Origin of the sequence: Streptococcus sp. Marseille-Q4154 (assembly GCF_916700545.1) — a bacterium.
In the GTDB taxonomy this organism is placed as follows: domain Bacteria; phylum Bacillota; class Bacilli; order Lactobacillales; family Streptococcaceae; genus Streptococcus; species Streptococcus infantis_I.
The window spans coordinates 1-22,849 of record NZ_CAKAKN010000001.1 but is presented as its reverse complement, the minus strand read 5'-3'; the positions used below and the strand labels follow the sequence as shown (position 1 = coordinate 22,849).

Below are 22,849 nucleotides of genomic sequence, written 5' to 3'. Positions count from 1 at the left end.
CTACAGTCGAAAATTTTCTTTCAGCTCGAGGGCTTCCTTATTTTCGTGCAGCCCCCAAACTATCCAAGACTTCTGGATATAGTTTGTACTCTGTTTCGTGGATGCGAGTCTCGAAAGTATCAAGGGTATCCCCTTCAAGGCGTGGCACACGGACTTGCTTGATGACCTTACCGGTATCAACACCAGAGTCCACCCAGTGAATAGTCACGCCAGACTGGTCCACACCTGCATTCCAGGCATCCTCAATACCATGAGCGCCTGGAAATTCAGGGAGATAAGCTGGGTGAATATTGATGATGCGACCTTCATAAGCCGCTAGCAAGGTTGGACCAACGATTTTCATATAACCCGCCAAACAGACTAGGTCAATCTCGTGCTCATCCAAGAGCTCGACAATGGCTCCTTCATAGTCTGCCTTATTCTCAAACTCTTTAAGTTCAAAGGCATAAGATAAAACCCCTAGCTTTTCGGCACGCTCAAGTACATAGGCTTCCCGGTGATCTGAAAAGACAAATTCAACTGGAAATTGCTCTGCAATGACCTGAAAGTTTGAACCATTTCCAGAAGCAAAAACAGCAATTTTTTTAGCCATTATTTTATCACCACACTTGCATCTGTCTTCTTCACAATCCGACCGATTTCATAAACAGGTTCGTCAAGAAGTTCTTTGACACGTTCCACATGTTCTGGTTTAACCGCAAGCATGAGACCAATACCCATGTTGAAGATTTCAAACATTTCTTCGTGTTTGATTTGGCCATATTTTTCAAGGGCTTGGAAAATTGGAAGAACTGGAACTTTGCTTTCATCAATTTCAGCCGCCAAATCATCTGAGAACATACGTGGGACATTTTCGATGAAACCACCACCTGTGATGTGGGCAATCCCATTCACCAATTCCTCTTTAATGAGTGGCAAGGCAGCCTTGACATAGATGCGAGTAGGTTCCAAAAGAACGTCCTTGAGTTTCTTGCCTTCCAATTCTGGCAAGACTTCTTCCCCTGTGTAATCAGCAAAGACACGACGCACGAGTGAATAACCATTTGAGTGGATACCGCTTGAAGCAAGTCCTAGCAGGACATCTCCCTCTGCTACTTTTGAACCGTCAATGATTTGAGATTTTTCTGCGATACCTACCGCGAAACCTGCCAAATCATAGTCGTCTTCTCCATACATACCAGGCATTTCAGCCGTTTCACCACCGATGAGGGCTGCACCTGCTTGTACACAACCTTCAGCCACACCAGCGACCACTTGTTCTAGCTTAGCTGGTTCATTTTTACCAGTTGCTACGTAGTCAAGGAAGTAAAGGGGCTCAGCACCTGCAGCGATGATATCGTTGACACACATAGCCACACAGTCTTGTCCGATAGTATCGTGTTTGTCGTACTTGATAGCTAACATGAGCTTGGTTCCAACACCGTCAGTTCCTGAGATCAAAACTGGCTCTTTAACACCTGTTTTTGAAAGGTCGAACATGCCACCAAAACCGCCAAGAGCGCCCATAACACCAGCACGCTCTGTACGTGCCACATGTTTTTTAATCCGTTCTACAACCTCATAACCCGCTTCAACGTCCACACCTGATTGAGCGTATGCATTTTTATTTGTCATTTTTTAATCCTTTTCTTTTTTTGAGAAAGACTGCGACGTATTTTTAGGTAAACAATTATTTTATCTAAAAATACTAGTCAGGTCTCTAGCTTTGGTCCCATAGGAGAAAGCGTCTACTGACAAATGCTTTAGCTTTTAGTCAGTAGTGAGACGTGGCGCATAAGCATTTTTATTCGTCATTTTATTCATTCCTTTTCTTTAATCGAGAGTCTTTAGCCGTCTATTTGTAAAAACTGATCTTGTCATCCAAACTTCTACGATATTCTTCTTCATAGTCATAGAGAGGAGTTGGGTAGTCACCGTCAAAGTAAGCGACACAGAGACCACCATTCGGCGCATCTGTTTCGATGCCGATAGAATCAATCAAGCCATCAATCGAAAGATAGGTCAGGCTATCCGCACCAATGATTTGGCAAGTCTCTTCGACCGTATGATTGGCCGCAATCAGCTCCTGACGTGTCTGGATATCAATCCCGTAAAAACATGGATAGGCAAGAGCAGGACTCCCGATGGCAACGTGTACTTCTGATGCCCCCGCTTCTTTCAAAAGTTGGACAATGCGACGAGATGTCGTGCCTCGTACAATCGAGTCATCAATCATGACAACGCGTTTGCCTCTCACGACACCAGAAACGGCAGACAATTTCATTCGAACCCCTTGCTCACGCAATTCTTGAGTCGGCTGGATAAAGGTTCGTTGCGTATATTGGTTTTTGATGAGCCCCATTTCATTTGGCAGACCTGATTCTTCCGCAAATCCCATAGCTGCGCTAAGAGAGGAGTTTGGCACCCCGACTACGATATCGGCTTCATGCTTGAACTCACGTGCCAGTTGAGCTCCCATTCTCTTACGAGCTGTATGGACATTGACTCCGTGGATATTGGAGTCAGGACGTGCGAAGTAGATATACTCCATGGAACAGATAGCCAACTGAGTATCGTTTGTATAGCTGTCATACTGGATGCCATTGTCATCAATAATGACAATCTCGCCTGGTTTTACGTCGCGAATCCACTCAGCACCGATTACTTCAAAGGCACAGGTTTCAGATGAAACCACTACTGCTCCATTAGCCATTTTCCCGATTGACAGAGGACGGAAGCCATTTGGATCAAGCGCTGCAATTAACTTATCTTCAAACATCAAGAGATAAGCAAAACCACCTTTAACAAGACTGAGTGCTTCCTTGATTTTACCCATCAGGTTTGGATTGTGGCTACGGCGAATAAGGTGAGCCAAGATTTCAGAGTCAGAAGTTGAGCTGAAAATCGCTCCTCTTTGTTCCAATTCTTGCTTGAGCGATTCTGCATTGGTCAGATTCCCATTATGAGCCAAACCAAACTGCATGTCGTGAAAGCGGAAGAGGAAAGGTTGGATATTGTCTACAGAAGCTTCTCCCGCAGTCGCATAACGCACGTGCCCAATCGCTCCAGTTCCTGTCAATTTATCCAAATTCGCAGGATTTTTGAAGACTTCTGATAAAAGCCCCATATCACGATGACGCTTCAATTTCCCTTGGTCATTGGAGAGGATTCCTGCCCCCTCCTGACCACGGTGCTGAAGACTATGGAGTCCAAAATAGGTTAATTTGGCAGCGTCTGGGTGGCCCCAGATACCAAAAACACCACATTCTTCATTAAGAGATTTTACTTCGTATGTCATTTTATATACCTAATTTTTATTTGTGTATCATTCCTTAACGATACTAGAGCGGAATGATACGGCAGAAGCTCGTTTCACTCACAACAATAAATCATTTGCAATTGTCGTAAGTTAGATCTACTTGATTTTACATTCACGGATGGTTATCTATTAGAAAATCTGCAAAGCCTATTTTTCAGTAAAGTATTTAACCGCTGACGCAAAGAGGTGTTGGTCTTTATTTCCTGGAATATTTTGGAAAAGACCGTCTTCGAAACGTTCTGAGTGTCCCATCTTACCAATGATTTGACCGTTCTTGCTTGTGATACCTTCAATAGCATTCACAGAACCGTTAGGATTGTATTTAGAATCCATGCTTGGTTTGCCTTCGAAGTCAACATATTGGCTAAAGATTTGACCATTATCACGGAGCTCTGCAAATTCCTCAGCTGTCACGACAAATTTACCTTCACCGTGTGATACTGGGATGGCATGGATGTCACCAACTTTCACGCCAGCAAGCCATGGTGAGTTCGTATTGGCAATACGTGTTTCAACCATCTTAGCCACGTGTTGGTTGGCATCATTGTAAAAGAGAGTTGGACTCGTACTGCTTGCATCTTCAAAGTTACCGTATGGAAGAAGACCTGATTTGACAAGAGCTTGGAACCCGTTACAGATACCGATAATCAAACCACCACCTTCGATGAAGCTATCGATGGCTGCACGTACTTTTTCGTTAAGCAAGATATTAACGATGAATTTAGCTGATCCATCTGGTTCATCCGCTGCTGAGAAGCCACCGGCAAAGAAGATAATGTTAGCTTTTTCGATATTTTCAACCATAGTGTCAACAGATTTGACAATTGCTTCTTCATTCAGTGTTACAAATGGTACCAAGTTGACTTTTGCGCCTTCTTTTTCAAATGCCTTAGCGGAGTCATATTCGGAGTTGGTACCTGGGAACACTGGGATGTAAACCACTGGTTTTTCAATAGTTTCTTTAGCTTTGATAACAGCATCTGACGCCACCGCAGGTACTTCTTCCAACTCAGTTGCTTGTGCAAATTCCGTTGGGTAGACTTCTTCCAATTTACCTTGGAAGGCACTGTCAAGTTTGTGTCCATCAAGCGTTACATCGTTGACAGTAAGTGTAAAGTCAGCTGCTGTTTGTCCAATCTTGGCAACACCTGAAATCTCTTCCGGAGATGTGAAGACGAATCCACCCAATTGAGCTGTCAAGGCAGTCTCAAGATTTTCAAGGGTTACAGTGGCACCAATATGGTTACCAAATGTTGCAAGGGCAAGGGCTTCAAGGACACCACCATATTTGACAGCTGATGCTGCTGTTACTTTGTGATCAGCTTGGATGGCTTCAAATTGAGCAAAGTTAGACTTGATCAGATCAAAGTCAATTTCTTGTGCCAAAGCTTGACCTGGGATGTAATAGATATTTTCACCAGCAGCTTTAAATTCTGGAGAAAGAACCTTACGGCTATCTGCAGTTGTGACACCAAAAGCAACTAAGGTTGGTGGTACTGTCAATTCTTCAAAGGTACCAGACATAGAGTCCTTCCCACCGATAGATGGCAACCCAAGTTGAATCTGAGCTTCAATGGATCCAAGAAGAGCTGCTACTGGCTGACCAAAACGCTCTGCTTGTTTATCCATACGCTCGAAGTATTCTTGATAAGAGAAGCGAGCCTTAGACCAGTTTGCACCAGCAGCAACCAAACGAGCAGTTGCTTCGATAACCGCATAAGCAGCACCGTGGTACGGAGACCATTCTGCGATGTATGGGTTAAAGCCTTGTGCCATGACTGATGCCGTATGAGTCACACCATGTTGGACTGGCAATTTCTGTACTGAAGCCTCCGTTGGTGTGATTTGGTAGCGACCTCCTAGTGGGTGATTGACTGTTGAACGTCCAACTGAACTATCAAAGATGGTTTGTAGCCCTTTTTGACTAGCATGGTTGAGGTCAGACAAGACTTCAAGAGTATCAGCTTCAAGGGTTTCGGCAGATGTTTGGCGTTCTTCTGGAAGCTTGACATCCTTGTCAACCACCTTAGCATCCACAACTACACGTACACCGTTTGTATCAAGGAAACGACGTTCCAAATCAACGATGGTTTCACCATTCCAGTGCATGACAAGATTTGGTTTTTCGGTCACTGTCGCAACGACAACCGCGTCAATATTTTCTTTGTTACATGCTGCAATGAAGGCATCTACATCTTCTGGACGAACCACTACAGCCATCCGTTCTTGAGATTCAGAGATGGCAATTTCTGTACCGTTCAAGCCTTGATATTTTAATGGCACTTTGTCTAGATCAATTTCAAGACCATCTGCCAATTCACCGATAGCCACACAGACACCACCAGCACCAAAGTCATTTGATTTCTTGATCAGACGTGTCACTTCCCCATTACGGAAAAGACGTTGGATCTTACGTTCTTCGATGGCATTCCCTTTTTGAACCTCAGCACCAGCTGTTTCAACAGATTCAACTGTTTGAACTTTAGAAGAACCTGTCGCACCACCGACACCGTCACGTCCAGTCTTACCACCGAGCAAGATAATCACATCACCTGCTTCAGGTTTTTCACGGACAACATTTTCCTTAGGAGCTGCACCGACAACTGCACCTAGCTCCATACGTTTAGCAACGAAACCTGGGTGGAAGTATTCACGAACATAGGTCGTCGCCAGACCAATTTGGTTCCCATATGAAGAATAACCGTGAGCCGCTGTTTTAGAAATCACTTGTTGTGGTAATTTCCCAGCGCGAGTTTCTGAAATTGGAGCTGTAATATCGCCAGCACCTGAAATACGCATGGCTTGGTAAACGTAGGAGCGACCTGACAATGGGTCACGAATGGCACCACCGATACAAGTTGCCGCTCCACCAAATGGTTCGATCTCCGTTGGGTGGTTGTGAGTTTCGTTTTTGAACATGAGAAGCCATGGTTCTTTCACACCATTGACATCCACTTCAATTTCAACGGAGCAGGCATTGATTTCATCAGACACTTCCATGTCGTCCAAACGACCATTGGCACGCTCATAACGACCAAAAATAGTCGCCATATCCATCAAGGTTTGAGGTTTTTCTGTACGTCCCAACTCATCACGCATGGCAATATACTTGTCATAAGTCGCTTGCAATTGTTTTTGGAATTTAGAAGCTGAGAAGTCGATGTTTTTCAACTCAGTCTCGAAAGTTGTGTGACGACAGTGGTCAGACCAGTAAGTATCCAACACCTTCAACTCAGTCTCAGTTGGTACACGACCAATAGACTTGAAGTAATCTTGAATGAAGAGAAGGTCATCCACTTCCATGGCCAATCCTTGCTCAGCCTTATACTGTGCAAAATCTTCTGCTGTATATGTTTCAAAGAAATCCAAATTTGGAATGGTCTTGTCAGACTCAGAGAAATCCTGTTTCGCAATACCAAGAGTGATGTCTTTGAAACGAGAATCCACTGGGTTCAAGAGATAGTTTTTAACAGCTTCCAATTCATTCGCATCAATATCCTTATTGACCAAGTAAAGTTGTGCTGTGTTCACTGTTACATCATTTGAACTACCCAACAAAAGCAAAGCTTCTTGTGAAGACGCCGCACGTTGATCAAATTGACCAGGCAAACTTTCGATAGCAAAGAAAGCATACTTCTCAAGATCAGCCTTAACCTCAGCTTCATCCAAAACAGTATCGGTCACCTGCTCAGAAAAAATATGTTTTTCCGCACGCGCAAACAAGTCCTCTGCCAAATTAAAGACATCGTAAACCTGAACAATCCGAAGATCCTTCAAGGTTTTCAACTGAAGATTATGCTGTAATTCTTTTACTAAAGAGTCAGATTTGACACGAAAATCAGCTTTTTTCTCAACGAAAATACGTTTATCCATTTTAGTTCCTTTATCTATTTCTACTTAAAGATTGTAGTGACGACCAAGTAAAACTTTACTTCAATCCTTGCAATTTTTCTAACACGACCTTATAAACATCCGTTAGACTGCCCAAATCTCTACGGAAAACATCCTTGTCCATATGGTGCCCTTCAGCATCCCAAAGGCGGCAGTTATCTGGTGAAAATTCATCTGCCAAGATGATCTTGCCATCCTTATCAAAACCAAATTCCAATTTGAAGTCAATCAAACGAAGACCAATTTGTGCAAACCAATCTTTCAGCAATCCATTGATGCGACGTGTTTCTTCCTTGATATAAGCGATTTGTTCATCATTGGCAATATCCAAGAACTTCACATGCTCATCATTGATGAATGGATCATCCAACTCATCGTTCTTGTAGTAAAATTCAACGATTGGAGTTTTCAAGTCCAAACCTTCTTCCACGCCAAAACGTTTTGAGAAAGAACCCGCAGTCACGTTACGAAGCACAACCTCCAAAGGAATGATGGTCACTTTCTTGTTGAGTTGTTCTGTGTCAGAGATACGTTCGATAAAGTGAGTAGCCACACCTGCAGCATTCAATTTTTCAAAAATAAGAGACGAAATCTGATTATTGAGCACACCTTTGCCTTCGATGGTCTCTTTACGAGCACCATTAAGCATGGTAGCTTGGTCCTTATAAACGGACCTAATCACATGTTCGTCTTCTGTAGTATAGATATCTTTAGCTTTTCCCGTATAAATAAGTTTGCTGGACATTTTATTATTCGCCTTTCGTATTACTTTGCCTCATTCTAACACAAAAATAAGCATAAATCAAATGTTTTACGAACGTAAACGTATTCTTCACTCTAAAACATTTAGAAAAAAATCAAATCAGACTATTTAGATAACCAGACCACAATCATTCAAACTTCACACAATCAAAAAAGCAACATGACCAGCATGTTGCTTTTTCTTATATTCTATTTTTGATGATTGCTAATACGTCTGCAACACTTTGGAGGTTGTCAATTTCTTCATCACTGATCTCGATTCCAAATTCATCCTCAACTGTTAGAATAAATTCCATCAAATCTACTGAATCAGCATCTAAATCATCCTTTAAACTCAAGTTTTCAGTAACTACAAAGTCCTCTCCTTGACGCTCTTGAATGATGGTTACGATACGGTCAAAAATTTGTTGTTCTGTCATATTGTTCTCCTTATTCCTCTGAAAATTCACGCGCAGTTTGAGCAACTACATCTGTCTCAAGCATGGTACGAATCTGGCGTATTGTGCTATAGACAGCCTTGGCATCACTTGAACCATGAGTCTTAACTACTGGTGCTTTAACACCAAACAGAACCGCGCCTCCAACATCTGAATAGTTGAGCTGTTTTTTCAAACCTCTGAGGTTATCCTTAAGAAGGAAAGCTCCTAGCTTAGCTCTAAGACCGCCACCTACAATAGCATTTTTAAGCAAGCCCATGATACCCATAGCAGTCCCTTCAATAGCTTTGAGCACAGCGTTTCCCGTGAAACCATCTGTTACGACTACATCGGCAACACCATCCATTAAATCACGCGCTTCCACGTTCCCGACGAAATTCAAACTCTCGTCAGCCACTAATAGGTCATAGGCTTCCTTGCGAAGTGGATCTCCCTTGCTGCTCTCTGTCCCGTTATTAAGCAAACCTACACGAGGTTTTTCAATACCACGAACATTTCTAGCATAGAAGGAACCCAAGATAGCGTATTGATGCAGGTGATGAGCTGTATTTTCTGCATTAGCACCAAGGTCAAGCATATCAAAACCTTTTCCATCAATAGTTGGCAAGGTTGACATAAGACCTGGTCGATCGATATTTTTGATACGACCAACGATGAAGAATCCTGCTGCTAACAAGGCACCTGTATTTCCTGCAGAAAGAACTGCGTCTGCCTCTCCATCTTTGACAGCCTTAGCTGCCAATACCATGCTGGAATTTTTCTTCTTGCGGATGGCTTTTGTAGGCTCATCATCTGAGTCGATTTTTTCATCCGTATGGATAATGCTGACGCGCTCTGTAGCTGTTAGATATTGCTTGATTTTGCTTTCATCTCCATAAAGTTGGACTTCAATATCTGAAAAGTCAGCAAGGGCTTGATTAACTCCCTCTACAATAGCTTGTGGTGCGTAATCGCCACCCATTGCATCAACTGCGATTTTTTTCATTTGTCTTCCTCTTTCAGTAGTTGTCCCCAGTCGGCTAGGGAATCAATAAATTTCTTTGATTTTAGATGAATGCCGACATATTCCTCGTAGATTTGGTCCATAAACTTGCGCAAGTCTTGCTTGATTTCGGCCTTAAGTGAGATAGTCTCCAAGGTCTCAAAATCAATGGCTTGAAATTGATTGAGCAGATAAGGAATATTGGGATTTAGATGACATCGTTTCTCATCTTCATGGTAATGATCGGGACAAAGACAAGCCCCGTATTTGAATGAAAAGTCAAAGGCTTGCCCCACACGATGACAAAAGGTACACTCATTAAAGTTGAGACTGATTCCAAAACGTGTCAATATTTGAATTTCAAAAATATTGGTCAAAACTTGATAATCCAGACCCTCTTCCATCAGCTCTAAAGTCTTTTGCAAAAAAGCAAATAAGGGAGCGTCTTCTTGGTTATCCTGCAAACTCGCATCTGCCAAGGCTGCAACGTAAGTCGCATAAGCCATAACAAAGAGGTCACTATTGATTTTCGGAAAAGTCTTCACCTCATGATAATCTTCTATATAACTAAGTCCATCGTCATTGACTTTTAGGAGAAAATGGGCTAAGACTAAAGGTTGAATGACAGGAGCTAGTTTGGATTGGCCGGCGTGTTTGACAAAAAACATGCGCTTCCCTGCCTGTTCTGTAAAGATTTTAACAAGCTTATCATCCTCTCGAAAATTTCGATTGTAAAGTACTAAACCCTGACTCGTAATCGATTGAATCATGCTTCTCTCATGTACTCCTCAAGTCGTTTCATAGCTTCTCTGATGGTTCCCATGCTAGCTGCATAAGATAGGCGAACATAGCCCTCTCCATACTGACCAAAGGCAGCACCAGGAATAAAAGCAACAGCCTTCTTCTGGGCAAAATCCTTCAGAAAAGCAAAGGAATCTTGATTATAGCCTGCCGGAATCTTAGCAAAGATATAAAAAGCCCCATCTGGTTTGATAATCTCAAAGCCGAGGTCAGTCATCTTGTCGATAATGTAGTCCCGACGCTGGATATATTCCTTCTTCATGGGTTCTGCATCATCTTTACCAGCTGTCAATGCTTCCACCGCAGCATGTTGTGCCATGGTGTTTGCAGCAGTTACCAAATACTGATGACTCTTGATGAGTTGAGCTGTGAAGTTTGCTGGTGCAAAGATAAAACCTAAACGCCAACCTGTCATGGCATGGGATTTAGAAAGACCGTTAATGATAATTGCCTGATCTCTCAACATAGTTCCCAAAGATACATGATTTTCCCCTGTATAGGTCAATTCTGAGTAGACTTCATCACAGACTACGAAAATCTCATACTTGCGTAAAACAGCTGCCAAGGCTTCTAATTGCTCGCGACTATAAGTAATTCCTGTAGGGTTGGCTGGATAGTTGAGAATAACTGCCTTGAGCTTGTCACCTTGCTCTAAAATCGCTTTTTCTAGCATTTCTGGAGTTAAGACAAAACCATTCTCAGTCGTATCAATCTCGACAATCTCTGCACCAACTAGATTAACTATTGGCTCATAGCCAGGATAGGCAGGAGCTGGCAAGAGAACCTTGTCTCCTTCCTCCAAAATAGCTGTCAGAGTGGCTGATAGAGCCTCTGTCGCACCAATTGTGACCAAGATTTCATTCTCTGGATTGTAGTCCAGCTGATATTTCTCTTTTACAAAATCACTCGCCGCCTGACGCAATGTCAACAAACCACTCATACCTGTATAGTAGGATTGATCTTGATCAATGGCTCGCTTTGAAGCTTCCTTGACATGATCTGGCGTTGTAAAATCTGGTTCTCCCAAGGTCAATCGCAGGACACCAGGAATCTCTGAAATAGCCTGGTCAAATTGACGAATCAAGGAAACTTGTATCTTATCTAATTGTTTATTAAAGCGTTTGGTTAAGTCCATATATATCCTCCTTGATCAAAGAACATATATCTATTATACTACAAAAGCTCTCTGACCGCAAAATTCCGTTAATTTACAACCTTATTCCTACTTTCTATTTTACTTTTCTGACAGATAAGATTATAATAAGTAGTATTTATTTTCGGAGGTTTTTATGTCATTTCTATCAAAAAATTGGGCAGGACTGCTAGTCTGTCTAATCATTTCTATCATCTCTTGGGTTTTAGGAGGCTTTCTGCCTGTTGTGGGAGCACCTGTTTTCGCCATTTTTATCGGAATGATTCTCCATCCCTTTCTCACTTCTTATAAACAACTGGATGCCGGCTTGACTTATAGCTCCAAAAAACTGCTTCAATATGCTGTTATCTTGCTTGGGTTTGGACTCAATATCTCACAAGTTTTCGCAGTTGGAAAATCTTCCCTCCCTGTTATCCTTTCGACTATTTCTATCGCTTTGATTATAGCTTTCTTTTTCCAACGATTTTTTAACCTTGATACAAAGCTAGCTACCTTGATTGGAGTTGGATCTTCTATCTGTGGCGGTTCTGCCATTGCAGCGACTGCTCCTGTTATTCACGCCAAGGAAAAAGAAGTAGCCCAAGCCATTTCTGTTATCTTTTTCTTCAATGTCTTGGCAGCTCTTATCTTTCCAACTCTAGGTTCTTGGCTCCATCTTTCCAACGAAGGTTTTGCTCTCTTTGCGGGTACTGCGGTCAACGATACGTCCTCTGTAACAGCCACAGCTAGCGCCTGGGATAGCCTCTACCAAAGCAATACTCTCGAATCTGCTACTATTGTCAAACTGACTCGTACCTTAGCTATTATCCCTATTACTCTCTTTCTCTCATACTGGCAAAGTCGCCAACAAGGTGATAACCAAGGAGTAAAACTCAAAAAAATCTTCCCCGTTTTCATTCTCTACTTTATCCTAGCTTCTCTGCTAACTACCGTCCTTACTTCTTTTGGTGTTAGCAATAGCCTCTTTGCACCTCTCAAACAACTCTCTAAATTCCTTATTATCATGGCCATGAGTGCTATCGGTCTCAAAACCAACCTCGTTGCTATGATCAAATCCAGTGGAAAATCCATTCTTCTTGGAGCCCTTTGCTGGATTGCTATCATCCTGACTAGTCTTGGCATGCAAATACTCATCGGTATTTTCTAATAAAAAAGGTAGCCTTTAGGCTACCTTTTTATTGTTCAAGAATTAAACGTGTATGTTCTCTCTTAATACAACGGTTCATCACGATGTCATCGCATCCCCCAGCACGCAAGATTTCTGCTGCTTCCAAACTTTCAAGTTCTAATTGTGCCCAGAAAATCTTGGCATCCGCCTTGAGAAAGTCTCGTGCTACATCAGGTAAAAATTCACTGCGACGATAGACATTGACGATATCTACAGGGAAAGGAATTTCAGCTAGACTGGCATAAGCCTTTTCTCCCAAAATCTCGCCACCTGCAGCTTTAGGGTTAACTGGAATAATTTTATAGCCACGAGCCTGCATTTCTTTAGTCACTCGATTGCTAGTTGTTTCCTCACGATCGGATAAGCCTACTACAGCTAGAGTTTTACTGCTTGCTAGATACCGACGGATCACTCCATCACTTGGATTGATAAATTCTTGAGTCATAGAAACCCTCCTTTTTCATCAGTATAGCATATTTTGAAAGGGTTTGTAGAAATTTGCTATGAAAATAAAAAATCCTCTTAAAATTAAACTATTCATTTAATTTTAAGAGGATCATAAAGATTTTATTTAAAGATTATTCTCTTGTTGGTTTATACTGAAGGCTTTCTCCGTGTTGTTTGACAAAGTCACTCAACTCTGAATCAGGAATTTGTCGAAGGTAGAGATTGGCACGAATCGTATCATCTTCTTCACGACAAGTAGAAAGCACAAGATATTTATCCTTAGCTGATACCTTGACATTTGGTTTCTTAACCTCTGCAGTATCATAAATAGTAGTTAGCTGTTTCTCAAAATCTGCATCATCATCAAAAGAAGTACGGTAAAAAGCTGTTTCTTCTGGAACAATAATCATGGCAACAGCTTCATAATAGTACTTTCTCTCTGGAGTTTCAATGACAACATAAGGGTGTGCATCAAAATATTCTTGGCGACTGAAATAGTTCACATCTTTAAACATACGGTGATCAGGAACTTTACTACCACGAGCGTGACCAAATAACCAAGTTAATCGATCGCTAAAATCCTTCTTGTTATCAGCGTCCATAAAGACTGTCCCCATTAAAGGCTCGTTAACTCCATCAAAGCGCTTATCTAAATAAGTCGCATTATCCGTTGTTTGAACGACTGGTTCATCTAACTGTGTACCCGGAATATATACATACCCCACAGTTTCAGAGTTTGTTGCAAGTAAACCTTTAAATTTATTAGAGAGATATTCCTTTTCTTCCTCGCTAGCAGTATAAGCTTGCTTTGACGCTTCCTGGGTAACGGTAGTTTCAGTCGTCTTATTCTCACTTGATGCTGAGAAGCTGTTATTATATATAAACAAGCCTCCCAAAGCAACGATAGCTACTGCTGCGATAGAAGCAATTATTTTAGTAATTGGTGTTTTCTTTGTTCTAGAGTGTCCACTCATTTTTCTACCTCGTTATTTACTAAAAAAATCACTGAAACAAAGTTTCAGTGATAGTATACTTCACCAAATAAATAAATTATTTAACAGCGTGTGTTTTTGGAAGGGCTTTTTGACCTGCTTTTGCAGAAGCTCCTGCTTTTTTAGCTGCTGAATCTGCTTTTTTAGCTTGGTCTACAGCACCTGGTTTACCACCTTCTGGTTGAGTTGCTGCTTGATCAGCTGCTGCTTGATCAGGAGATACTTGTTCAGCTACACCATGGTTAAGAGCTTTATCTTCTTGATCACGCATGTCTTTTGTTTTGTTGTCTTGAACGCCAGTTGGATCGTTCCAGTATTTACCTTCAGCATAAGCAGTGTCACGGTATGCATCTTGAAGGCGAGCTACATATTTGTTGCGTACAACATTACGTGCTTCAGTACGAGCTGCTTCAAGTTTAGCAACGTAATCACCGTAAAGGTGACCTGATCCGTATGCTTCAAGAGCTTGTTTTGCTGCTACAACTGCTGCATCGTTTTCAGCTTCAGCGTTAATTTCAGCTTCGTGTGCTGCTACTTGTGTGTTTGCTTCGTCAGCGATATCACGTTCTGAAACGTAGTGTTTTTGAATCAATGCATTTGAGCTATATGAATTGTCAGATGCAAATGCTGGAGCTGCTGCAGAAAATACTGCAAGAGCTGCTACTGATGATAATAAAACTTTCTTCATTGTTTTATCTCCTCTTTAATTTTAAAATTTAATTATAAGGATAATCCTTACTAACTCAAATTATATCACATATATTAGAGTTGTCAAGCTTTTTTAAAAATAAATTTATATTTTCTGGTAAAAACAAGTAAAATTCATTCGAATTACAAAAATCAAATAAAATTCTTGAAATAATTGATATAAAAATGTTTGAAATCCGAACAATGCAGAGTTTTGCGAGTGTTAGGTTCTGTATTTCTAAGAGTATATTTTATTTTTTCAGCTGTAATTTTAAATAGTCTTCTCGATACTAAACAATGGAGAAAGAGGACGTTTTTCGTGGATACGGATGATTGCATCGCCTAAAAGATGAGCGATAGAAATTTGTTCAATCTTATCAATCAAACGTTCTTCTGGAAGATAGATAGTATCCAAAACAACCAATTTTTTAATGGCTGATTTCTGGATATTCTCCATTGCTGGACCAGAAAGAACTGGGTGCGTACAACTTGCGTAAACTTCAACAGCTCCTGCTTCTGCTAGAGCATCAGCCGCATGACAAATGGTTCCAGCTGTATCAATCATATCGTCAATCAAGATACAAGTCTTACCTTCTACCTTACCAATGATATTCATAACTTCACTAGTATTCATCTTGTCTACACTACGACGCTTGTCGATAATGGCAATTGGAGTTTTCAAAAATTCTGCTAATTTACGAGCACGAGTCACCCCACCGTGGTCCGGGCTGACAACGACATAGTCAGAACCAACCATGCCACGACGCTCAAAGTAATCCGCAATCAATGGAGCACCCATCAAGTGATCCACCGGAATATCAAAGAACCCTTGAATCTGTGCTGCGTGCAAGTCGATTGTCAACAAACGATCAACTCCAGCTACTTCAAGCATATTTGCAACGAGTTTTGAAGTGATTGGCTCACGCGCTCTTGCCTTTCTATCCTGACGTGCATAACCATAGTAAGGCATAACAACGTTGACAGATTCTGCACTGGCGCGCTTCAAAGCGTCTACCATAATCAAAATCTCAAGTAGATTATCATTTACTGGTGAGCTAGTTGATTGTAGAATAAAGACGTGTTTTCCACGGATCGATTCTTCGATATTAACTTGAATTTCTCCATCTGAAAATTGACGAACAGTCGATTTTCCCAATTCTATCCCAATCTCTTGTGCCACACGTTCTGCCAATTCTTTATTTGAAGAAAGGGCAAATAGCTTTAAATCAGAAAAAGACATGATTTCCTCCAGTATTTATGTATCACTTGTGTTTTTCACAACATTTTTCCATCTACCATTGTAGCGCTTTTTTCTCGATTTTTCAATAAAAAATAAGACAAGAGTAGACTTTTATACTATTGTCTTATGCTATTTTATATTAGTGATATTGAGGATGAAATGTGTCAATCTTATCATCCTACTTCATGCTACTCCAGAAGCTTTTAATTAAAAAGTTAGTATATCTCCCTCATACTACCTGTATCCACATCGTAAACAGCTCCTGAAATAATAACATCATCTGGAATTAAGGGGCATTCTCGCAGCAATTTCATATCCTCTCGAACACTCTCATCGATGTCTTGAAACGGTAAAAAGTCCTGCCCAGATACATCAACTCCCAATTCACATTTTAGGTGCTCTTGAAAATCCTCGTTATTGAAGGTTTGAGCCCCGCAGTCTGTATGATGAAGAACCACAATTTCTCTTGTCCCCATTTGTTGTTGGGAAATTACAAGTGAGCGAATCATATCCTCAGTCACTCGACCACCCGCATTCCGTAAGATATGGGCATCTCCCAGAGCTAACCCCAGAGCTGGCGCAACGTGTAGACGCGAATCCATACAAGTTACGATTGCAACCTTGGTCTTGGGTTTAATGGATAAATGCAAATCTCCATGTAGTTCTACATAAGCTTGATTGGCTTTTAAAAAATTTTCAAAATAGGACATGACAACTCACTTTCTAGTCTGCCAGATAATTTGAACACCAAATTATTTATCTCCTATCTTACCATCTTTTCTTTGTCTTGTCAGCTGTTAACTTTCATATAAAAAAACTGGGACAGAGACATCCAGCAACTAGCTTGGGTTTCTGTCCTAGTTTTTTAATATTATGAACCTTTTTGGATATACTTGTTAAGAGAGCCTGCAAAGCTCTGAAGATTGAGACTTTGTACATAGACCTCACCGGTACCTCGGAAGGTATTCACCACTCCTTCGCCTGTACCAATAGACTGCCAGAAGCCATTTTCTAAGTGGATATCATAGTCCAGAGATTGACTCCAAGCCACCACATGGGCATTGTCGATGGTTATTTCTTGGTTTTGTAGCTCAATTTTCTTAATAGATCCAAAAGCATTGGCCAAAAGAGTTCCCTGACCTTGGGTTGTCATCACAAAGAGACCGCCTTGCCCTCCGAACAGAGCTTTCCCAATAGACTGGCGCTCCATTGTATAGAAAGCTGTACCATCAAGAGCTAAAAAGGCCCCATCATTCAATCGGTACTGGTTTTCGCCTAGCTCAAGAGCAATCACTTGACCAGGAGTATCTGGTGCTAAAGCAAGGTTGCCGTTGTCAGACTCTGCAACAGCTTGAGTGATAAAGGTACTTTCACCAGAAACCATTGAACGCCCTACAGCTTTGACAAAACGTCCCAAACCAGAACCGCTTGCATTGAGCTGGGTATTGAGACTTACATTAGGTGTATGGTAGACCATGCTACCACGCTGAATAAAGACCGTTTCCCCCTGATTGAGCGACAACTCTACCAAAGGAAACTGCATTTTACTATCCATAGAAAATTTCATCAGAAATTCCTCCTTATTTTTAATAAATGTTAGCAATAAAATAATTAGTCATCTAAAACTGACCATAACGATTAGGAGAATACTTTTTTCAAGACTTCCTGAATAGTCGTCACCCCAATCACCTGAATTTCCTTAGGTGGCTTTATACCTGTTAGGGAGTTTTTTGGTACATAGATTTTTGTAAATCCAAGCTTAGCGGCTTCATTGATCCGTTGTTCGATACGATTTACGCGCCGAATCTCTCCCGTCAAGCCCAACTCTCCTACAAAACATTCCTGGGGATTGGTTGGCTTGTCCTTGTAGCTAGAAGCAATAGCAACTGCAACAGCCAGGTCAATAGCAGGTTCATCTAATTTGACACCACCAGCTGATTTAAGATAGGCATCCTGATTTTGAAGCAAGAGACCAGCCCGTTTTTCCAAGACAGCCATAATCAGACTAGCACGATTGAAATCAAGCCCTGTCGTCGTACGCTTAGCATTCCCAAACATGGTCGGCGTCACCAAGGCCTGCACTTCAGCAAGAATTGGACGTGTTCCTTCCATAGTCACAACGATGGACGAACCAGTCGCTCCATCCAAGCGTTCTTCCAGAAACACTTCACTAGGATTCAGGACTTCAACCAAACCACCTGATTGCATTTCAAAAATCCCGATTTCATTGGTCGATCCAAAACGGTTCTTGACTGCTCTCAGAATCCGGAAGGTATGGTGACGTTCCCCTTCAAAGTAAAGCACCGTATCCACCATATGTTCCAACATACGAGGACCAGCCAAAGTTCCTTCCTTGGTCACATGCCCTACGATAAAGATAGCAATGTTATTGGTCTTGGCCAGCTGCATGAGTTCAGCTGTCACCTCGCGTACTTGGGAAACCGACCCTTGTACCCCTGAAATCTCAGGAGACATAATGGTCTGGATCGAATCGATGATAAGAAAGTCTGGTTGGATTCGCTCCACCTCAGCTCTCACGCTCTGCATATTGGTCTCAGCATAGAGATAAAACTCGCTATCAATATCCCCCAAGCGCTCTGCACGGAGTTTGATCTGTTGAGCAGACTCCTCCCCACTGACATAGAGAACTGTCCCTACTTGAGACAACTGAGTTGATACTTGTAAGAGAAGGGTTGATTTTCCAATACCTGGATCTCCACCAATTAGGACGAGACTCCCTGGCACCACACCTCCACCGAGTACACGGTTGAATTCCTCCATCTCAGTCTTGGTTCGATTGACATTAATAGAAGTTACTTCTGCCAATTTCATGGGCTTGGTTTTCTCACCTGTCAAGGACACACGCGCATTCTTGACTTCTGCAACCTCAACCTCCTCAACAAAAGAAGACCAAGCTCCACAGTTTGGACAGCGTCCTAAATACTTTGGTGAATTATATTCACAATTTTGACACACAAATGTCGCCTTTTTCTTTGCGATAATAAACCTCTTTCTATATCTCTATCTCACATTCAATCACTTGGCAAAAATCAATCTTCTCATTTGGTACAAACTGCCGTATCAGCATTCGATGGGCTACAACTACCACAGTTTGATGTTCCCGATACTTAGCCATGCATTCTAGAAAACGAGTCTTCATCTCTACAGCTGTCTCATATTGAACAGGAGAATTTAGGAGCAACTCCCCATTATTTTCTAAAAATAGTCTTCTAGCTTCTTCAAATCTATCTATGCCACTTTCATAGACCTGCCATTCATGCAATAATGGCTCCACTCTCAAAGGAAGCCCAGTAGCACAAGATACATAAGAAGCCGTTTCTAATGCTCGCGTCACTGCAGAAGACACCAGTATATCAGCTGAGCCAAACAAAAGATTTTTGCAAAGTTCCTGAGCTTGTTGTCTTCCTTTTACCGATAAAGGGGCCAAGTCTATCCCAAATCCCGTATAAGAACGCTCCTCTAACTCACGGTAATCTGGCTCTCCATGACGTACAAAGATAATCTTCATCTTAGTGCCCAGTTGATCCAAACCCACCAGTACGAACTCCGTCTGCCTCATCTCCATCTGCAATTAAAAATGGTGCAAAGACAGCCTGAACTACACGTTCTCCAACTTCAAGAACAACTTCTTGATCTGTGATATTCTTCATCTGTGCAAAGATATGTCCCTCATTCCCTGGATTGCCATAATAATCTCCGTCAATGACACCCACAGAGTTAATCAAGACCAAACCTTTTTTACGAGGATTTGATGAACGGTCATAAAGATAGAGCACTTCAGTCGGCTGCATATAAGCCTTAACACCTGTTGGGACGAGGACGATTTCTCCTGGTCCAATCACTGTGCGCTCTGCCACCTTTAAGTCGTAGCCAGCTGCGTGTGCTGTCTCTCGTTTAGGTAACAAAGTTTCATCTGTAAAGCTAGAAACTAATTCAAAACCACGAATTTTCATATTATTCCTCTTTTTAATCTTTTATTCTAGGCTATTTTATCTTATTTATTCGAAAAAAGCACGAAAAAAGAGCACACAATTCACACTCGCTTAGGGCTGCTGGATTCCTCCCCTGACCCGCTTCACGCAGAACTGTTGCTCCACTAGTTATTATACCACATTCCCCTCTATTTTTAAAGAGAAATTATTTTTTACGTCGATTTCGGAAAAAGTCTTGCATAATCTCTGCGCACTCATTCTCTAAAACACCTGTTTCAACGTCCACACGGTGATTGAGCCTCTCATCTGTTAGAATATCGTACAAGCTCCCAGCGGCGCCAAATTTCTGATTTTTAGCCCCGTAGACCACGTTTGGAATCCGTGCGAGACCAATTGCCCCACTACACATGACACACGGCTCTATGGTCACAAAAAGCGTACAATCGAGCAAACGCCAACTCTCTTCGCTCAAATTAGCATTCTCTATGGCCATAATTTCCGCATGCATGACTGCCCGTTGCAACTCCTCTCGAGCATTGTGTCCTCTCCCAATGACTTTTCCATCCTTGACAATTACACAACCAATCGGGATTTCATCATGCTCTAAAGCAATCTCTGCCTCTTTTAAGGCCTCTCTCATAAAAGCTTCTTTTTCTTCAAGCGTGTAATTCATCTCTTCTCTCTTCCTAGCTATCAATTCTATCATTATACCATGTTTCTCAACACAAAAAAAGCCACCGAATGCGGTGACTTTATAGGGAGATTATTATGAAAAAGAAAAGTTTAGGAAATTTGTTACAACAAGTTAGGAGGTCTTCTTGTAACTGTCTATAGTATATCCAACCTGTCTTAAACAAATCTTAAAAATCTGCTATGACCAAACACTTTCTAAAATATTTGTCTGTTCACGACCAGGACCTACTGAGAATGTTGAAATACGAACACCCACCAATTCGCTAACACGGCGAACATAGTTGCGTGCATTTTCAGGAAGGTCTTCCAAATTACGTACTCCAGTGATATCTTCAGACCAACCAGGCAATTCTTCGTAGATTGGTTTACAACGTTTCAATTGTTCGAGACTAGCTGGGTAGTAATCAATACGTTGACCGTCAAGATCATAGGCCACACAGATTTTTACTGTATCCAAGCCACTCAAAACATCAATAGAGTTCAAAGAGAGATTTGTGATACCAGAAACACGACGGCTATGACGCATAACAACTGAGTCGAACCAACCTACACGGCGAGGACGCCCAGTAGTTGTCCCATACTCATACCCCACTTCACGAATACGATCACCAACTTCATCAAATAGCTCGGTTGGGAAAGGACCATCACCTACACGACTTGTATAAGCCTTACATACACCGACAACTTTGTCAATCTTGCTTGGACCTACTCCAGAACCAATTGTCACACCACCAGCCACTGGGTTTGATGAAGTAACAAATGGATAAGTACCTTGGTCAATATCCAACATGACACCTTGTGCACCCTCAAAGAGAACCCGTTTACCATTATCAAGCGCGTCGTTCAAGATAACAGAAGTATCAGTCACATATTGCTTGATTTGTTGGCCATACTCATAGTATTCTTCAAAAATATCATCAATTGAAATAGGTTCACTATCATACAATTTTACAAATTGACGATTTTTCTCAGCAAGATTACGTTCTAAACGTTCACGGAAGATTTCTTTATCCAAAAGATCCGCAATACGAATTCCAACACGAGCTGCCTTGTCCATATAGGCTGGACCAATTCCTTTAATTGTCGTCCCAATCTTGTTATCACCCTTAGCTTCTTCTTGAAGACGGTCTAACTCAATGTGATAAGGCAAAATAACATGCGCACGATCAGAAATTCTAAGATTATCTGTTGTAACACCTTCTTCATGCAAATAAGACAATTCTTTCACAAGAGATTTAGGGTTGACAACCATCCCATTACCAATAACAGAGATTTTTTCTGGGAAGAAAATACCTGAAGGAATCAAGTGCAATTTAAATTTCTTTCCATCAATAACAATTGTGTGACCTGCATTATCTCCGCCTTGGTAACGAGCAATCACTTCCGCATTAGCTGAAAGAAAATCTGTAATTTTCCCTTTACCTTCATCACCCCATTGGGTACCTACAACAACAACTGAAGTCATAATAAATTTTCGTCTGAGCCAAAAGGCTCGTCCTTTCTCATATACATGGTGGGAGTCTCACCCACAATAATATCTTACAATTTATTATAAGAAAAAAAGCCTATTTTATCAAGAATTAACACTAGAAAAGATTAGGGAATTCTTTTACTTTTGATTTAAAAAAATACAAAAAATTAGCATAATCTAAATATTTTTTTAAAATTAATTATTATTGTTCGTAATAGATGAAATGAAATTTTATTAAAATGAATAATTTAAATTTTGCCCTAATAGATAATTAAGATAGATCCGGTACGCTGCTCGAAAATGACAGAGGAGAAAATCCTTCTCATTCTTTATCTTAAAACGAATTAAATAATAAAGTAAAAATTTAAGATGAAGTAATTCCCATTCATCAGTACTTTGAAATAAAATTGAATATTCATTTTCGATTTGCTTTAGAAAAACCAAAGATCGATCGTAATATTTTTGAAGCATATAAAAAACCTTTCTTATTGATAAAACAAGTTTATCAGAAAGGCTAAATAAATAGATAAATATTTCTATAAAGTAAAAATTTTAAGCTGAACAAACTTAAAACAAAGAAAAGAAGTAAAAATAGATGAAAAAAATACTGAAAAATTCTCGTAAATAAACCCAAGGAAACAAAAAAACGTTCCTTAGAACGTTTAACTACTCCGCCAGTAGGACTCGAACCTACGACATCATGATTAACAGTCATGCGCTACTACCAACTGAGCTATGGCGGATAAAAGCTAAGCGACTTCCATATCTCACAGGGGGCAACCCCCAACTACTTCCGGCGTTCTAGGGCTTAACTTCTGTGTTCGGCATGGGTACAGGTGTATCTCCTAGGCTATCGTCACTTAACTCTGAGTAA

22 protein-coding genes, 1 tRNA gene, 1 rRNA gene and 1 other RNA gene are annotated in these 22,849 nt (G+C 41.1%); 1 reads left to right on the top strand and 24 read right to left on the bottom strand.

The window, feature by feature from the left end:
* Positions 1-37: 37 nt before the first annotated feature.
* From purN to LG369_RS00085, 9 genes are all read right to left on the bottom strand, one after another.
* Positions 38-592, bottom strand: coding sequence for a phosphoribosylglycinamide formyltransferase (gene purN / locus LG369_RS00125; protein WP_074324919.1), 555 nt, complete (start codon positions 590-592; stop codon positions 38-40).
* Entirely contained in the window at positions 592-1,614 is a 1,023-nt protein-coding gene (gene purM, locus LG369_RS00120; RefSeq protein WP_074324918.1) for a phosphoribosylformylglycinamidine cyclo-ligase, read from the bottom strand. The genes purN and purM overlap by 1 nt, the downstream gene beginning before the upstream one ends.
* Before the next feature lie 220 nt (positions 1,615-1,834).
* Complete coding sequence (purF, locus tag LG369_RS00115; protein WP_074324917.1) at positions 1,835-3,277, bottom strand: amidophosphoribosyltransferase; 1,443 nt, start codon at positions 3,275-3,277, stop codon at positions 1,835-1,837.
* 168 nt (positions 3,278-3,445) lie between these two features.
* Positions 3,446-7,171: a phosphoribosylformylglycinamidine synthase gene (locus LG369_RS00110; protein ID WP_225749911.1), complete on the bottom strand. Its 3,726-nt coding sequence runs from the start codon at positions 7,169-7,171 to the stop codon at positions 3,446-3,448.
* A 55-nt stretch (positions 7,172-7,226) separates the two neighbouring features.
* On the bottom strand, positions 7,227-7,934 hold the full coding sequence (gene purC / locus LG369_RS00105; protein ID WP_004250372.1) for a phosphoribosylaminoimidazolesuccinocarboxamide synthase: 708 nt from the start codon (positions 7,932-7,934) through the stop codon (positions 7,227-7,229).
* A 199-nt stretch (positions 7,935-8,133) separates the two neighbouring features.
* Positions 8,134-8,370, bottom strand: a complete 237-nt coding sequence (locus tag LG369_RS00100) for an acyl carrier protein (RefSeq protein ID WP_070676964.1) — start codon at positions 8,368-8,370, stop codon at positions 8,134-8,136.
* A 10-nt stretch (positions 8,371-8,380) separates the two neighbouring features.
* Positions 8,381-9,373, bottom strand: a complete 993-nt coding sequence (plsX, locus tag LG369_RS00095) for a phosphate acyltransferase PlsX (protein ID WP_225749910.1) — start codon at positions 9,371-9,373, stop codon at positions 8,381-8,383.
* The gene (gene recO / locus LG369_RS00090; protein WP_225749909.1) at positions 9,370-10,140 is read right to left on the bottom strand and encodes a DNA repair protein RecO; all 771 of its coding nucleotides are present in this window, start codon (positions 10,138-10,140) and stop codon (positions 9,370-9,372) included. Before recO ends, plsX begins: the two co-directional genes overlap by 4 nt.
* Positions 10,137-11,306 (bottom strand): pyridoxal phosphate-dependent aminotransferase, encoded by a 1,170-nt coding sequence (locus LG369_RS00085; protein ID WP_225749908.1) that lies wholly within the window; start codon positions 11,304-11,306, stop codon positions 10,137-10,139. Before LG369_RS00085 ends, recO begins: the two co-directional genes overlap by 4 nt.
* A gap of 154 nt (positions 11,307-11,460) precedes the next feature.
* Here LG369_RS00085 and LG369_RS00080 point away from each other — a divergent pair, with 154 nt between their 5' ends.
* The gene (locus LG369_RS00080) at positions 11,461-12,471 is read left to right on the top strand and encodes a YeiH family protein (protein WP_225749907.1); all 1,011 of its coding nucleotides are present in this window, start codon (positions 11,461-11,463) and stop codon (positions 12,469-12,471) included.
* 28 nt (positions 12,472-12,499) lie between these two features.
* Here the strand turns inward: LG369_RS00080 and LG369_RS00075 are convergent, their stop codons facing one another.
* The 15 genes from LG369_RS00075 to rrf form a co-directional block, all read right to left on the bottom strand.
* On the bottom strand, positions 12,500-12,937 hold the full coding sequence (locus tag LG369_RS00075; RefSeq protein WP_004250362.1) for a CoA-binding protein: 438 nt from the start codon (positions 12,935-12,937) through the stop codon (positions 12,500-12,502).
* Between the two features lie 133 nt (positions 12,938-13,070).
* Positions 13,071-13,913 (bottom strand): class B sortase, LPKTxAVK-specific, encoded by an 843-nt coding sequence (gene srtB / locus LG369_RS00070; protein ID WP_004250360.1) that lies wholly within the window; start codon positions 13,911-13,913, stop codon positions 13,071-13,073.
* 76 nt (positions 13,914-13,989) lie between these two features.
* A complete protein-coding gene (abpA, locus tag LG369_RS00065; protein WP_225749906.1) occupies positions 13,990-14,619 on the bottom strand; it encodes an amylase-binding adhesin AbpA in 630 nt (209 codons plus the stop codon).
* Positions 14,620-14,889: 270 nt separating this feature from the next.
* Entirely contained in the window at positions 14,890-15,858 is a 969-nt protein-coding gene (locus tag LG369_RS00060; protein WP_004250356.1) for a ribose-phosphate diphosphokinase, read from the bottom strand.
* 215 nt (positions 15,859-16,073) lie between these two features.
* Entirely contained in the window at positions 16,074-16,568 is a 495-nt protein-coding gene (locus LG369_RS00055; protein ID WP_004250355.1) for a beta-class carbonic anhydrase, read from the bottom strand.
* Between the two features lie 161 nt (positions 16,569-16,729).
* A complete protein-coding gene (locus LG369_RS00050; RefSeq protein WP_225749905.1) occupies positions 16,730-17,425 on the bottom strand; it encodes a TIGR00266 family protein in 696 nt (231 codons plus the stop codon).
* Between the two features lie 71 nt (positions 17,426-17,496).
* Entirely contained in the window at positions 17,497-18,858 is a 1,362-nt protein-coding gene (gene radA / locus LG369_RS00045; RefSeq protein WP_080581389.1) for a DNA repair protein RadA, read from the bottom strand.
* Between the two features lie 13 nt (positions 18,859-18,871).
* Complete coding sequence (locus LG369_RS00040) at positions 18,872-19,438, bottom strand: histidine phosphatase family protein (RefSeq protein ID WP_033630843.1); 567 nt, start codon at positions 19,436-19,438, stop codon at positions 18,872-18,874.
* On the bottom strand, positions 19,389-19,832 hold the full coding sequence (locus tag LG369_RS00035) for a dUTP diphosphatase (RefSeq protein ID WP_004250347.1): 444 nt from the start codon (positions 19,830-19,832) through the stop codon (positions 19,389-19,391). Before LG369_RS00035 ends, LG369_RS00040 begins: the two co-directional genes overlap by 50 nt.
* A gap of 53 nt (positions 19,833-19,885) precedes the next feature.
* Positions 19,886-19,984: signal recognition particle sRNA small type (gene ffs / locus LG369_RS00030), an RNA gene on the bottom strand.
* Positions 19,985-20,016: 32 nt separating this feature from the next.
* The gene (tadA, locus tag LG369_RS00025; RefSeq protein ID WP_004250346.1) at positions 20,017-20,484 is read right to left on the bottom strand and encodes a tRNA adenosine(34) deaminase TadA; all 468 of its coding nucleotides are present in this window, start codon (positions 20,482-20,484) and stop codon (positions 20,017-20,019) included.
* Positions 20,485-20,682: 198 nt separating this feature from the next.
* Complete coding sequence (locus LG369_RS00020) at positions 20,683-21,969, bottom strand: adenylosuccinate synthase (RefSeq protein ID WP_225749904.1); 1,287 nt, start codon at positions 21,967-21,969, stop codon at positions 20,683-20,685.
* A gap of 240 nt (positions 21,970-22,209) precedes the next feature.
* Positions 22,210-22,446, bottom strand: a complete 237-nt coding sequence (gene comW / locus LG369_RS00015) for a sigma(X)-activator ComW (protein WP_006149115.1) — start codon at positions 22,444-22,446, stop codon at positions 22,210-22,212.
* Between the two features lie 198 nt (positions 22,447-22,644).
* Positions 22,645-22,718 (bottom strand) — tRNA-Asn (locus tag LG369_RS00010).
* 5 nt (positions 22,719-22,723) lie between these two features.
* Positions 22,724-22,839: ribosomal RNA gene (gene rrf, locus LG369_RS00005) — 5S ribosomal RNA — on the bottom strand.
* Positions 22,840-22,849 lie beyond the last annotated feature (10 nt).